Below are 14440 nucleotides of genomic sequence, written 5' to 3'. Positions count from 1 at the left end.
GGCGAGCGCGTGGCCTCAGCTCGCGCGACCATAGAAGAGGAATGCGACCTTCGCCGCCAAAGGGGACGAAGGGAACAACGGGCCCCGGAGGCTCACCGGGCGTTGAAGTACTTGGCCTCCGGGTGGTGGATGACGATCGCGTCCGTGGACTGCTCGGGGTGGAGCTGGAACTCCTCCGAGAGGCGGACGCCGATGCGTTCCGGCCGCAGCAGTTCAGTGATCTTGGCCCGGTCCTCCAGGTCGGGGCAGGCGCCGTAGCCGAGGGAGAAGCGGGCGCCCCGGTACTTCAGGGCGAACATGTCCTCCATGGCGGCCGGGTCCTCGCCGGCGAAGCCCAGTTCGGAGCGGACCCGGGCGTGCCAGTACTCGGCCAGCGCCTCCGCCAGCTGCACGGACAGGCCGTGCAGTTCGAGGTAGTCCCGGTAGGCGTCGGCCGCGAAGAGGCGTGCCGTCTCCTCGCCGATCCGTGAGCCGACCGTGACGACCTGGAAGCCGACCACGTCGGTCTCCCCCGACTCCTCCGGGCGGAAGAAGTCGGCCAGGCACAGCCGGCGGCCGCGGCGCTGGCGGGGGAAGGTGAACCGGGTGCGCTCGTTGCCCTGTTCGTCCAGGATGATCAGGTCGTCGTCCTTGGAGACGCAGGGGAAGTAGCCGTGGACGACGGCTGCTTCGAGGAGGTTGTCCGTCTGGAGGCGGTCCAGCAGTCCGCGCAGCCGCGGCCGGCCCTCGGTCTCGACCAGTTCCTCGTAGGTGGGCCCGTCGCCGGTGCGGGCCTGCTTCAGCCCCCACTGCCCCTTGAACAGCGCGCCCTCGTCCAGCCAGCCCGCGTACTCCTTGAGCTGGATGCCCTTGATGACGCGGGTGTCCCAGAACGGCGGGGTGGGCACCGGGTTGTCGGTGGCGACGTCCGAACGGACATGGCCCTCCTCGGGCCGCTCCTCGGTCGCGACGGCCGCCGCCGCGCGCACCCGGCGCTGCTTCAGCTCCGGCAGTTTCGCGCCGGGCACACCCCGCTTGACGCCGATCAGGGCGTCCATCAGGCGCAGTCCCTCGAACGCGTCGCGGGCGTAGCGGACCTCGCCCCCGTACAGCTCGTACAGGTCCTGTTCGACGTAGGCCCGGGTCAGGGCCGCGCCGCCGAGGATCACCGGGTAGTCCGCCGCCAGGCCGCGCTGGTTCAGCTCCTCCAGGTTCTCCTTCATGATCACCGTGGATTTGACCAGCAGCCCGGACATGCCGATGACGTCCGCGCGGTGTTCCTCGGCCGCTTCCAGGATCGCGGAGACCGGCTGTTTGATGCCGAGGTTGACGACGTTGTAGCCGTTGTTGGACAGGATGATGTCGACGAGGTTCTTGCCGATGTCGTGCACGTCGCCGCGGACCGTGGCCAGCACGATGGTGCCCTTGCCCGCCCCGTGGCCGTCGTCGACCTTCTCCATGTGCGGTTCGAGGTGGGCCACCGCGGCCTTCATCACTTCCGCGGACTGGAGGACGAACGGCAGTTGCATCTGGCCGGAGCCGAACAGCTCGCCGACCACCTTCATGCCGTCGAGGAGGGTCTCGTTGACGATGTCCAGGGCGGGGCGGTCCTGGAGGGCGTCGTCCAGGTCCTGCTCCAGGCCGTTGCGTTCGCCGTCGATGATGCGGCGCTTGAGGCGTTCCTCCAGCGGCAGGGCGGCCAGTTCCTCCGCCTTGCCTGCCTTGAGGGACTTGGCGGTGGCGCCCTCGAACAGGGCCATCAGCTTCTGCAGCGGGTCGTAGCCCTCGGCGCGGCGGTCGTGGATGAGGTCGAGGGCCGTGGTGACCTGTTCCTCGTCGAAGCGGGCGATCGGCAGGATCTTCGAGGCGTGCACGATGGCCGAGTCCAGGCCGGCCTTCACGCACTCGTCGAGGAAGACCGAGTTGAGCAGGATGCGGGCGGCCGGGTTGAGGCCGAAGGAGATGTTCGACAGGCCCAGTGTGGTCTGCACGTCCGGGTGGCGGCGCTTGAGTTCGCGGATGGCCTCGATGGTGGCGATGCCGTCCCGCCGGGACTCCTCCTGACCGGTGCAGATGGTGAAGGTCAGGGTGTCGATGAGGATGTCGCTCTCGTGGATGCCCCAGTTCCCGGTCAGGTCGTCGATCAGCCGTTCGGCGATCTCGACCTTCTTCTCCGGGGTGCGGGCCTGGCCCTCCTCGTCGATGGTCAGCGCGATGAGTGCGGCGCCATGCTCCCGGGCCAGCTTCGTGACCTTCGCGAACCGGGACTCCGGTCCGTCGCCGTCCTCGTAGTTCACGGAGTTGATGACGGCCCGGCCGCCCAGCTTCTCCAGGCCGGCCCGGATGACGTCCACCTCGGTGGAGTCGAGCACGATCGGCAGGGTGGACGCGGTGGCGAAGCGGCCGGCCAGTTCGTCCATGTCGGCGACGCCGTCCCGGCCGACGTAGTCCACGCACAGGTCGAGCATGTGCGCGCCCTCGCGGATCTGATCGCGCGCCATCTCCACGCAGTCGTCCCAGCGGCCCGCCAGCATGGCCTCGCGGAACTTCTTGGAACCGTTGGCGTTGGTGCGCTCGCCGATGGCCAGGTACGCGGTGTCCTGACGGAAGGGGACGCTCTGGTAGAGGGAGGCGGCGCCGGGCTCGGGGCGCGGTTCGCGGGTCGCCGGCGCCATGTCCCGCACCCGCTCGACCACCTGGCGCAGGTGCTCCGGCGTCGTACCGCAGCAGCCGCCCACGAGCGAGAGGCCGTACTCGCGGACGAACGTCTCCTGCGCGTCGGCGAGTTCCGGGGCGCTGAGCGGGTAGTGGGCACCGTCCTTGCCGAGCACCGGCAGGCCCGCGTTCGGCATGCAGGACAGCGGGATGCGGGAGTGCCGGGCGAGGTAGCGCAGGTGCTCGCTCATCTCGGTGGGGCCGGTGGCGCAGTTGAGGCCGATCATGTCGATGCCGAGCGGCTCCAGCGCGGTGAGCGCGGCGCCGATCTCGGAGCCGAGCAGCATCGTGCCGGTGGTCTCCACCGTCACCGAGACGATCACCGGCACGTCCAGGCCGAGGGCCTCGATGGCGCTGCGGGCGCCGAGCACGGCGGCCTTGGTCTGCAGCAGGTCCTGGGTCGTCTCCACCAGCAGCGCGTCCGCGCCGCCCGTGACCAGGCCCTCGGCGTTGCGCTGGTAGGCGTCGCGGAGCGTGGTGTACGGGGCGTGTCCCAGGGTGGGCAGCTTGGTGCCGGGGCCCATCGAACCCAGCACCCAGCGCCGGCGGCCGTCCCGGGCGGTGTACTCGTCGGCCACCTCGCGGGCCACCCGGGCACCGGCCTCGGACAGCTCGTGGACGCGCTCGGGGATGTCGTACTCGCCGAGCGCCGAGTGGTTGGCGCCGAACGTGTTGGTCTCGACGCAGTCGACGCCCACCGCGAAGTAGGCGTCGTGGACCGAACGCACGATGTCGGGCCGGGTCAGGTTCAGGATCTCGTTGCAGCCTTCGAGATTCTGGAAGTCGTCGAGCGTGGGCTCCTGGGCCTGGAGCATCGTGCCCATCGCTCCGTCGGCGACCACCACCCGGGTGGCGAGCGCCTCGCGGAGCGCGGACACACGGGTCCGGCTGTCGGCGGAAGGGGTCGTTGGCGACGAGGCCATGTAGGGGCTCCCTGGAGTGCGACGGCTGTCGGCTATGCGGCTGCCCCGGCCCGGCCGGAGAAGGCGCACGGCGCCAGGGTAACCGGGAGTGGGCTCGGATGGGCAGGACGTCCACGGGACGGACACGTGTGGCGGCCCGGCCCGCACGGGTCGTCCGTGACGGCCGGACCATGTCCCGGGGCGTGCGTGGTGGCCCTGGCGCCCGTTTCGGCCGGGCCGCCCGCGGGGCCCGTGGGGTGGCGGGGGCGCGCGGGGTCACACAGGGCGGCCCGGCCACGGGCGGGTCACACGTGGGTCACGGCGGACGTGGACAGATGCTGACGGATGCAGACGGATGTAACAGATGGCGACCGGCCATTAGCGGGAGGTCGACATGGGCCGGTAGTGTTCGACATTGCCGAACGGTGGATACGCTTACCGCCGGGATCGCAAGTCGGAGGGACGGAGGCAGAACGGCGATGGCACGGAACATCCAGTCGCTCGAACGGGCGGCCGCGATGCTGCGGCTGCTCTCGGGCGGCGAGCGACGGCTGGGTCTGTCGGACATCGCCTCCTCGCTGGGCCTCGCGAAGGGCACCGCCCACGGCATCCTGCGCACCCTCCAGCAGGAGGGGTTCGTGGAGCAGGACGAGGCGTCGGGGCGGTACCAGCTCGGCGCCGAGCTGCTGCGCCTGGGCACCACGTACCTCGACGTGCACGAGTTGCGGGCGCGGGCCCTGGTATGGACGGACGACCTGGCCCGCTCCAGCGGCGAGAGCGCCTACCTGGGCGTCCTGCACCAGCAGGGCGTGCTGATCGTGCACCACGTCTTCCGTCCCGACGACAGCCGGCAGGTGCTGGAGATCGGGGCCATGCAGCCGCTGCACTCCACCGCCATGGGCAAGGTGCTGTCGGCGTACGACCCGGTGGCGCACAGCGAGGCGCTGGACGCCGACCGCAAGGCGTTCACGGACCGCACGGTGTGCGATCTGGGGGACTTCGAGCACATCCTCGACCTCACGCGCGCGCGTGGGTACGCGGCCGACGTGGAGGAGACCTGGGAGGGCGTCGCCTCCGTGGCCGCGCCCATCCACGACCGGCGGCGGCTGCCGGTGGGCGCGGTCGGTGTCACCGGCGCGGTGGAGCGGCTGTGCCGAGACGGCGAGCTGCGTCCCGACCTGATCGCGGCGGTGCGTGACTGCGCCCGCGCGGTGTCGCGCGATCTGGGCGCCGGGCGGTTCTGACGCGATCTCGGCGCCGGGGCTCCGGCGCGATATCCGGACGCCGGACTGTTCGTAGATGCGTCCTGGCGCCCTGGTCCTGGCGCAGGACTGCTGGCACGCGATCTGAGCGCCGGACTGTTCTCACGCGATCCGGACACAGGGCGCGCCTCGCGCGCGATCCGGGCGCAAGGCGGTTCCGGCGCCAGGCGGTTGCGAGCCGGGGCGTCGGGCGGCCGGCCGGTGCTCGGCCACGTCCACGTCCGAGCAGCACCGCGCCACGTCCGGACAGCACCACGCCACGTCGGGGCGCCACCACGTCCGAGCAGCCCCCGCACCACGTCAGGACAGCCCCGTACCACACCGGGGCAGCCCCGCACCACACCCGGGCAGCCCCCGCCACGTCCGGACAGCGCAGCGCTCTCCCGCCCCACGCGCCGCGTCGCCGAGTCCCCGGCCCGAACCGAAGATCGGCAGCTCGCGGGGATCGGCGCCCCCGGACATCCCGGCCCGCGGCGATCGATAACGATCGGTGGTTTCGGCCACGAACCCCTTGACGCCCGCATGACGCCGGAGCGAGACTCCCGTCCATCGGTCGGCATTGTCGAACAGCTACCGGCAATACACGCTAGAGTGTGGCAACGCCAAGGGCCGGCAACGCCCTCACCCCGAGGGCACCAGAACCCCCGGTGGGACCCGGGGTTCGGCTTCCCTGGACGAAGGACAAAGGAGTCGCGGGTGTCCAGCTCCGACATCTTCATCGGCGAGACCATCGGTACCGCCATACTCATCCTGCTCGGCGGCGGCGTATGCGCCGCCGTCACGCTGAAGGCATCCAAGGCCCGCAACGCCGGCTGGCTCGCCATCTCCTTCGGGTGGGGCTTCGCGGTGCTCACGGCGGTCTACACCTCGGCGCCGCTGTCCGGCGCCCAACTCAACCCGGCCGTGTCGCTCGCTCTCGCGATCACGAACGACGACTTCGCCGACCTCCCCACGTACCTGGGCGGTCAGCTGCTCGGCGCCATGATCGGTGCCGCACTGGTCTGGGTGGCCTACTACGGCCAGTTCCACGCCCATCTGACCGACCGGGAGATCGTCGGCGGTCCCGGCGCCCAGGACACGGCCAGCGCGCCGGTCAAGTCAGTCGAGGCCGAGGAGCCCGCGGCCGGTCCGGTCCTGGGCATCTTCTCCACCGGTCCGGAGATCCGGAACGTGGTGCAGAACCTGGCCACGGAGATCATCGGCACGCTGGTGCTGGTCCTCGCCATCCTCACCCAGGGCCTGAACGACAAGGGCAACGGCCTCGGCACCGTCGGCGCCCTGATCACCGCGCTGGTGGTCGTCTCCATCGGTCTGTCCCTGGGCGGCCCGACCGGTTACGCCATCAACCCGGCCCGTGACCTCGGCCCGCGCATCGTGCACGCCCTCCTGCCCCTTCCCAACAAGGGCGGCTCCGACTGGGGCTACGCCTGGATCCCGGTGGCCGGTCCGCTGATCGGCGGCGCCATCGCTGCAGGCATATACAACGTCGCATTTGCTTAGAGGCACCGCGCTTCCCAGCAACCCCACGCCTCACAGCACGCGCCGTCCGCAGGCCCCCTCACCCACGGAACCTCCAGGAGCACACAGTGACCGACGCCCACACAGCCGGCCCCTTCATCGCCGCGATCGACCAGGGCACGACCTCCAGCCGCTGCATCGTCTTCGACCGGGACGGCCGTATCGTCTCGGTCGACCAGAAGGAGCACGAGCAGATCTTCCCGAAGCCGGGCTGGGTCGAGCACGACGCCAACGAGATCTGGACCAACGTCCAGGAGGTCGTCGCCGGAGCCATCGAGAAGGCCGGCATCACCCGCGACGACATCAAGGCCATCGGCATCACCAACCAGCGTGAGACCACCGTGCTGTGGGACAAGAACACCGGTGAGCCCGTCCACAACGCCATCGTCTGGCAGGACACCCGCACCGACGCCCTGTGCAAGGAACTGGGCCGCAACGTCGGCCAGGACCGTTTCCGCCGCGAGACCGGTCTGCCGCTCGCCTCCTACTTCGCCGGCCCCAAGGCCCGCTGGCTGCTCGACAACGTGGAGGGGCTGAAGGAGCGCGCCGCGGCGGGCGACATCCTCTTCGGCACCATGGACACCTGGGTCATCTGGAACCTGACCGGCGGTGTCGACGGCGGCAGGCACGTCACCGACGTCACCAACGCCTCCCGCACGCTGCTGATGAACCTGCACACGATGCAGTGGGACGAGAAGATCGCCGAGTCCATCGGCGTGCCGAAGCAGATCCTCCCCGAGATCCGCTCCTCCGCCGAGATCTACGGCGAGGTCACCGGCGGCCGGCTCGGCGAGCTGCTGGGCGGCATCCCGGTCGCCTCCGCGCTCGGCGACCAGCAGGCGGCGCTGTTCGGCCAGACCTGTTTCTCCGAGGGCGAGACCAAGTCCACCTACGGCACCGGCACCTTCATGGTGATGAACACCGGCGACAAGATCATCAACTCGTACGCCGGTCTGCTCACCACGGTCGGCTACAAGATCGGCGAGCAGCCGACGGTGTACGCCCTCGAGGGCTCGATCGCCGTCACCGGGTCGCTGGTGCAGTGGATGCGCGACCAGATGGGCCTGATCTCCACCGCCGCCGAGATCGAGACGCTGGCGCTCTCGGTCGAGGACAACGGCGGCGCCTACTTCGTACCGGCGTTCTCCGGTCTGTTCGCGCCGCACTGGCGCTCCGACGCGCGCGGCGTGATCGCCGGTCTGACCCGGTACGTCACCAAGGCGCACCTGGCCCGTGCCGTCCTGGAGGCCACCGCCTGGCAGACCCGGGAGATCGCGGACGCCATGACGAAGGACTCCGGGGTCGAGCTGTCCACCCTGAAGGTCGACGGCGGCATGACCGCGAACAACCTGCTCATGCAGACCCTCGCCGATGTGCTGGACGCGCCGGTGGTGCGCCCGATGGTCGCCGAGACGACCTGCCTGGGCGCCGCCTACGCCGCCGGTCTCGCCGTCGGCTTCTGGACCAACACCGAGGACCTGCGCGCCAACTGGCGCCGGGCCGCCGAGTGGACCCCCCGCATGGACGCGGAGACCCGCGACCGTGAATACAAGAACTGGCTCAAGGCCGTCGAGCGGACCATGGGCTGGATCGAGCACGAGGAGTAAGCACCCGACATGACCAGTCAGCCCGCCCTGCAGTCCGTGCCTGCCCTGGGAACGCGCCCGGCCTCGGGCGCCAGTCCCAGTCGCGCCGAGACCCGGGAACAGCTCGCCAAGGCGTCCTACGACCTTCTCGTGATCGGCGGCGGCATCCTGGGCATCTCCACCGCCTGGCACGCCGCGCAGTCCGGCCTGCGGGTGGCCCTGGTCGACGCCGGCGACTTCGCCGGTGCCACCTCGTCCGCCTCCTCCAAGCTGCTCCACGGCGGTCTGCGCTACCTGCAGACCGGCGCGGTGAAGCTGGTGGCGGAGAACCACTTCGAACGCCGTGCGGTCTCCCGCCAGGTGGCCCCTCATCTGGCGAACCCGCTGACCTTCTACCTCCCCGTGTACAAGGGCGGCCCGCACGGTGCCGCGAAGCTCGGGGCGGGTGTCTTCGCGTACTCGGCGCTGTCGGCGTTCGGGGACGGCGTGGGCCATCTGCTCTCCCCGGCGAAGGCCGCGCAGGACGTGCCGGAGCTGCGGACCGAGAACCTGCGGGCCGTGGCCGTGTACGGCGACGACCAGATGAACGACGCGCGCATGGCGCTGATGACGGTCCGCGCGGCCGTCGAGGCGGGTGCCGTGGTCCTCAACCACGCCGAGGTCACCGGGCTGCGCTTCACCAGGGGCCGGGTCACCGGCGCCGAGCTGACGGACCGGCTGTCCGGCGACGAATTCGGTGTGAGCGCCCGGCTGGTGCTGAACGCGACCGGCCCGTGGGTCGACCACCTGCGCGCGATGGAGGACCCGCACGCCGCGCCGTCGATCCGGCTGTCGAAGGGCGTGCACCTGGTGCTGCGGCGCACCGCGCCCTGGAAGGCCGCGCTCGCCACGCCGATCGACAAGTACCGCATCACCTTCGCCCTCCCCTGGGAGGACATGCTGCTGCTCGGCACGACCGACGAGGCGTACGAGGGCGATCCTGCGGACGTCGCGGTCACCGAGAAGGACACCGCCCAGATACTCGGGGAGGCCGCGATCTCCGTCCGTGACCAGCAGCTCGACCGGGATCTGATCACCTATGCCTTCGCCGGTCTGCGGGTGCTGCCGGGCGGTCCCGGCGACACCGCGAAGGCCAAGCGGGAGACGGTGGTGACCGAGGGCAAGGGCGGCATGCTGTCCGTCGCGGGTGGCAAGTGGACCACCTTCCGGCACATCGGCCGTACGGTCATGAAGAAGCTGGAGGCGCTGCCGGGCCATCCGCTGGGCGAGGACGTCGAGCCGGTCTCGGCGCTGCCGCGGAAGCTGCCGCTGCCCGGCGTCGCCAATCCCCGTGCGGTGGCGTACCGGCTGCTGGTCGACCGTCCGGCGCCGGGCTCGCGGATGGCCGCCGACACCGCGCGGCACCTGGCCACCCACTACGGTTCGCTGGCCTTCGACATCGCCCGTCTGGCCAACGACGACCCGGAGCTGGCCGAGCGCGTCCACCCCGACGCGCCGGAGATCTGGGCGCAGGTGGTGTGGGCCCGGGACCACGAGTGGGCCGAGACACCGGACGACGTGCTGCGCCGCCGTACGACGCTGACGATCCGCGGACTGGCCACCGACGAGGTGCGGGCCAAGGTCGGTGACCTGCTCGGCAAGAAGCCGGTGTAGGCGCGGTTCCGGCTGTCACGGCGGCGGCTCCGCTCCGGTGGAGCCGCCGCCGTTCGGGTGCCCCCATAATGTGGCTGAGACATCGGATGTCTGAGCGTTCAGGGAGGCCCGTCATGGCAGTCACCGATGAGGCGATCGAGAAGATCAAGGACATGATCGTCTCCGGTGCGCTGCGCCCCGGCGACCGGCTGCCGAAGGAGAGCGAACTCGCCGCCGAGCTGGGGCTGTCCCGCAACTCGCTGCGGGAGGCGGTGCGCGCGTTGTCGCTGATCCGGATCCTGGACGTGCGTCAGGGCGACGGCACCTACGTGACCAGTCTCGACCCCCAGTTGCTGCTGGAGGCGATGAGCTTCGTCGTGGACTTCCACCGCGACGACACGGTCCTGGAGTTCCTGGCGGTGCGCCGGATCCTGGAGCCGGCCGCGACGGCGATGGCCGCGTCGCGGATCAGCGAACAGCAACTGGACGCGTTGTCGGCCCAGTTGGACGCGCTGGGTGCCGCGCCCTCGGTGGAGGAACTGGTCGCCGGTGACCTGGAGTTCCACCGCGGGATCGTGCAGGGCTCCGGGAACTCGGTGCTGTGCTCGCTGCTCGACGGCCTGTCCGGGCCGACCACCCGGGCCCGGATCTGGCGGGGCCTCACCCAGGAGGACGCGGTGGGCCGCACCCTGCGCGAGCACCGTGCGATCCTGGCCGCGCTGCGCGACCGGGACGCGGAGGCGGCGCGGTCCTGGGCGACCGTGCACATCGCGAGCGTGGAGCAGTGGCTGCGGTCCTCTCTGTGACCCCGCGGGGGTGCCGCGGGCCGTCCGGTCGCCGCCGGGGCGTCGGCCGCCGGGGCGTATGACCGCTCGCGCGGTTCCCCGCGCCCCCGGGTCTGTCCGCCGGTCCCTCCGCTCGCTCGTGCGGCGGGGGCGGCCGGGTCTGCCGCCACCCGATGACGGCGGGGTGTTCCGGGGCGGCGAACCGGGCAGTGATCCGTTCACTCCCCCGTGCAAGGGGGCTGCGGGCGTCCTTGCCGGACGCCGTAAGGTTGGGACGTACGCGAGGGCACGTCGGAAGGAGGCGCTGGGTGATCGAGCTGGAGGGAGTTCCCGAGCTGATCGACCCAGTCATGGTGGCCGCGTTCGAAGGCTGGAACGATGCCGGCGACGCCGCCTCCACCGCGGTCGCTCACCTGGAGCGGGAGTGGAAGGGCGAGGTGTTCGCGGCGCTGGACGCCGAGGACTACTACGACTTCCAGGTGAACCGGCCCACGGTGTTCATGGAGGACGGCGTACGGAAGATCACGTGGCCGACGACCAGACTGTCGGTGGTCCGGGTGGGCGGCGACAAGCCGCGTGACCTGGTGCTGATCCGCGGTATCGAGCCGTCGATGCGCTGGCGCTCGTTCTGCAACGAGCTGCTGGGGTTCGCGCACGAACTGGGCGTGGAGATGGTGGTCATCCTGGGCGCGCTGCTCGGCGACACGCCGCACACGCGTCCGGTCCCGGTCAGCGGGGGCACGTCCGACCCGGATCTGGCCGGCCGCATGGATCTGGAGGAGACCAAGTACGAGGGTCCGACGGGCATCGTGGGCGTGCTCCAGGAGGCGTGCACGCACGCGGGTGTCCCGGCGGTCAGCCTGTGGGCGGCCGTGCCGCACTACGTGTCGCAGCCGCCCAACCCGAAGGCGACGCTGGCCCTGCTCAACCGCCTGGAGGACCTGCTCGACCTGCGCATTCCGCTGGGCGAGCTGCCGGAGGACGCACGTGCCTGGCAGGTGGGCGTGGACCAGCTGGCGGCCGAGGACAGTGAGGTCGCCGAGTACGTCCAGACGCTGGAGGAGGCGCGGGACACCGCCGAGCTGCCGGAGGCGTCGGGCGAGGCCATCGCCCGGGAGTTCGAGCGCTATCTGCGGCGCCGGGACGTCAACCCGCCCAGCGGGCACGCCACGGCGGACGGCGGGGAGGGCCCGCCGTCGCCTCCGTACCGGCGGCAGGACAATCCGCCGGGCCGGTCCCGGCCGCCCCGGCCGCCGAAGCCGGACGGCTCCGGGAGCCCGGACAACGACGACGAGGACACCTCGGAGGACTGAGCGGGGGCGGTGCGCGGCAGGCGTACCGCCCCCGCCGCGTCAGGCGTCGACGGCGGTCACGGAGTACGGCGTGTCCGGTGCCGGCGGCGTGGTGAACCGGGCGTTGGGCAGGTAGAGCCTGCCCCCGTGGGCGGCGACGGTGGTCGGTACGTCGAAGCCGGGTGCGGTGATGCGCCACCGGAAGGCGCCGCTGCGGCCGTCGGGTGCCAGCCGGAAGACGTCGATCGCGTTCTGCCGGTTCTGTACGACGTACAGGGTGCGGCCGGTGACCAGCAGGCCGTCGCCGTTGGTGAGCGGTGCCGCGTCCCCGAGGTCGACGGTCCCGGTGCGGCCGGTGGCCGTGTCGATCCGGTGCAGCAGGCCGACGCCGCTCTGCACCACGAGCAGCGCGGAGCCGTCCGGGGTGCGGGCGATGCCGTTGGCGTTGACGGCGCCGCCGGGCGTCTGGGCCCAGTCGCCGGCGAGCGGCAGCCGGACGACGCCGTCGGGCCCCGGCAGGGCGCCGTTCGGGCCCAGCGGCAGGGCGTACAGGACGGGCTGGTAGGAGTCGGTGAACCAGGCGGCCCGCTCGGTCAGCACCACGTCGTTGGCGAAGCTCGGGGTGGTGGCGGCGAGGGGGTACGAGGCGAGGGTGGCGCCGCTGCGCACGTCCACCACCCGGGCGCCGGCCTGCCGTCCCGCGATGAACAGCCGTCCGCGGCCGTCGAGTTCGAGGCCGACGGCGGGGGTGCCGGGCCCGGTGGCGATGATCCGGCCCGCGCCCGTGCGCAGGTCGGCGCGGTAGACGGAGCCGTCGGCGAGGGAGCCCAGGTAGGCGTAGGGGCCCGCGCCGATGGCGATGCCCTCCGGCTGCCAGCCGTTCGGCAGCGGGATCGTGGTGGGCCACGGGGCGGCGTCGGCGGGCGCCGCGAGGGCCGCCGCGGCGGCCGTGGCCGCGGCGACGGTGAGCAGCCGGCGGCGGGTCGGGTGTGGTGCGAAGGGGCGGTGTAAGGGTGGCACGGGGTCACCTTCCGCGAGAGGACCGGCAGTTGGCCGGTCCACGGTCAACTGTCGCGTCCACCTCATCACAGCTTCCGCCGCCGTCACAGCCCCGCCGTCACAGCCCCGCCGTCACAGCCCACGGCCGGTGATCGGCAAGGGGTCCACGGCTTCGGGCGGACGGCGGCACAGCCTGACGCGCCCTCACGACGCCGGGCACGGGCGTGCCCCACGCCGAGCCCGGCCGCCCGGCGTGCTCACGGCGCCGCGTGCGCTCGCCACGAGCCGCCGTGCCCGGCGCACCGGCGGTGCCGCACCGAGCGGGCCGGCAGCACGACGCCCGCCGCACCCGACGTCCTCACGCGGCCCGGCGGGCCCGGCGTGGCAGCACCACGCGGGCCGCGCCGGACCTGCTCACACCACCGCGCCCACCACGCCGTGCGTCCTCACAGCGCCACGCCCAGGAGGGCGTCCACGGCGCGTGAGGCGACGCCGGGGGCGCCCGGGTCCGTACCGCCGTGTTCCTGCTGGGCGGCGGCCCAGCGGTCGACGGCGGCCAGCGCGGCCGGGGCGTCGAGGTCGTCCGCGAGCGCGTCGCGGATCTCCTCGACGAGTGCCTCGGCGGCCGGCCCGTCCGGCCGGGACACGGCGGCGCGCCAGCGGCCGAGCCGGGCCACCGCGTCGGCCAGCACCTGGTCGGTCCACTCCCAGTCGGAGCGGTAGTGGTGGGCGAGGAGGGCGAGCCGGATCGCGGCGGGATCGACTCCGTCTCGGCGCAGTCGGGAGACGAAGACGAGGTTGCCCTTGGACTTCGACATCTTCTCGCCGTCGAGGGCGACCATGCCGGCGTGGACGTACGCCTTGGCCATGGGGAACTCGCCGGTCAGCACCTGGGCGTGCGAGGCGCCCATCTCGTGGTGCGGGAAGGCGAGGTCGGAGCCGCCGCCCTGGACGTCGAAGCCCATGCCGAGGTGGTCCAGGGCGATGGCGACGCACTCGATGTGCCAGCCGGGGCGTCCGTGGCCCAGCGAGCCGCCGTCCCAGCTGGGCTCGCCGTCGCGGGCGGCCAGCCACAGCATCGGGTCGAGTGGGTTCTTCTTGCCTGGGCGGTCCGGGTCGCCGCCGCGTTCGGCGGACAGCAGCCGCATGGCGGCGGCGTCGAGGCGGGAGACGCTGCCGAAGTGCGGGTCGGACTCCACGGAGAAGTAGATGTCGCCTTCGAGGTCGTAGGCGGCGCCCAGGTCCCGCAGGCGTTCGACGAGCGGCACGATGCCGGGTATGGCCTCGACGGCGCCGATGTAGTGCTTCGGGGGCAGCATCCGCAGGGCGGTCATGTCCTCGCGGAACAGGGTCGTCTCCTGCTCGGCGAGGGCGACCCAGTCGACACCGTCCCGCTGTGCGCGCTCCAGCAGCGGGTCGTCGACGTCGGTGACGTTCTGGACGTAGTGCACCTGCCGCTTCGTGTCGAGCCACACGCGTTGGACGAGGTCGAACGCGTTGTAGGTCGCCGCGTGCCCCATGTGGGTCGCGTCGTACGGGGTGATCCCGCAGACGTAGATACGGGCGACGGGACCGGGGACCAGGGTGACCGGACCGCCGGTCGCGGTGTCGTGGAGCCTCAGGTCGCGGCCCTGACCGGGCAGGGCGGGGACTTCGGAAGCGGGCCAGGCATGCATGTACATGAGACTAACCGGCGGCAGGTTCGGTGTACGAACCGGACCAGGCCGGATGGCCGGAAAGGCGATCTTGCGTCTGGTCGGCCGATGTGCT

Annotated in this window: 9 protein-coding genes; 6 read left to right on the top strand and 3 right to left on the bottom strand. The window is 71.8% G+C overall.

Features of this window, described 5'->3' with window-relative positions:
- Window positions 1-92: 92 nt before the first annotated feature.
- Window positions 93-3617, bottom strand: a complete 3525-nt coding sequence (gene metH, locus ACFY2B_RS15790; RefSeq protein WP_390763691.1) for a methionine synthase — start codon at window positions 3615-3617, stop codon at window positions 93-95.
- Between the two features lie 458 nt (window positions 3618-4075).
- Here metH and ACFY2B_RS15785 point away from each other — a divergent pair, with 458 nt between their 5' ends.
- The 6 genes from ACFY2B_RS15785 (at window position 4076) to ACFY2B_RS15760 (ending at window position 11692) form a co-directional block, all read left to right on the top strand.
- Window positions 4076-4840 (top strand): IclR family transcriptional regulator, encoded by a 765-nt coding sequence (locus ACFY2B_RS15785; RefSeq protein ID WP_390763690.1) that lies wholly within the window; start codon window positions 4076-4078, stop codon window positions 4838-4840.
- A 714-nt stretch (window positions 4841-5554) separates the two neighbouring features.
- Complete coding sequence (locus ACFY2B_RS15780) at window positions 5555-6358, top strand: MIP/aquaporin family protein (RefSeq protein WP_390763689.1); 804 nt, start codon at window positions 5555-5557, stop codon at window positions 6356-6358.
- 86 nt (window positions 6359-6444) lie between these two features.
- Window positions 6445-7983 (top strand): glycerol kinase GlpK, encoded by a 1539-nt coding sequence (gene glpK, locus ACFY2B_RS15775; protein ID WP_390763688.1) that lies wholly within the window; start codon window positions 6445-6447, stop codon window positions 7981-7983.
- Between the two features lie 9 nt (window positions 7984-7992).
- Window positions 7993-9615 (top strand): FAD-dependent oxidoreductase, encoded by a 1623-nt coding sequence (locus tag ACFY2B_RS15770; protein WP_390763687.1) that lies wholly within the window; start codon window positions 7993-7995, stop codon window positions 9613-9615.
- A gap of 113 nt (window positions 9616-9728) precedes the next feature.
- Window positions 9729-10400 carry a FadR/GntR family transcriptional regulator gene (locus ACFY2B_RS15765; RefSeq protein ID WP_376525300.1) on the top strand — a complete coding sequence of 224 codons (672 nt, stop codon included), beginning with the start codon at window positions 9729-9731 and terminating at the stop codon, window positions 10398-10400.
- A 287-nt stretch (window positions 10401-10687) separates the two neighbouring features.
- A complete protein-coding gene (locus ACFY2B_RS15760) occupies window positions 10688-11692 on the top strand; it encodes a PAC2 family protein (RefSeq protein ID WP_390763686.1) in 1005 nt (334 codons plus the stop codon).
- A 39-nt stretch (window positions 11693-11731) separates the two neighbouring features.
- Here ACFY2B_RS15760 and ACFY2B_RS15755 read toward each other — a convergent pair whose 3' ends face one another.
- Together ACFY2B_RS15755 and mshC are read right to left on the bottom strand one after the other, a co-directional pair.
- Window positions 11732-12691, bottom strand: coding sequence for an SMP-30/gluconolactonase/LRE family protein (locus ACFY2B_RS15755; RefSeq protein WP_390763685.1), 960 nt, complete (start codon window positions 12689-12691; stop codon window positions 11732-11734).
- 425 nt (window positions 12692-13116) lie between these two features.
- A complete protein-coding gene (mshC, locus tag ACFY2B_RS15750) occupies window positions 13117-14346 on the bottom strand; it encodes a cysteine--1-D-myo-inosityl 2-amino-2-deoxy-alpha-D-glucopyranoside ligase (protein WP_390763684.1) in 1230 nt (409 codons plus the stop codon).
- Between the last annotated feature and the right edge of the window lie 94 nt (window positions 14347-14440).

The organism is Streptomyces sp. NPDC001270 (assembly GCF_042896695.1).
In the GTDB taxonomy this organism is placed as follows: domain Bacteria; phylum Actinomycetota; class Actinomycetes; order Streptomycetales; family Streptomycetaceae; genus Streptomyces.
Note: the sequence above shows the minus strand (reverse complement) of the source record. Positions and strands in the feature narration are given on the sequence as shown.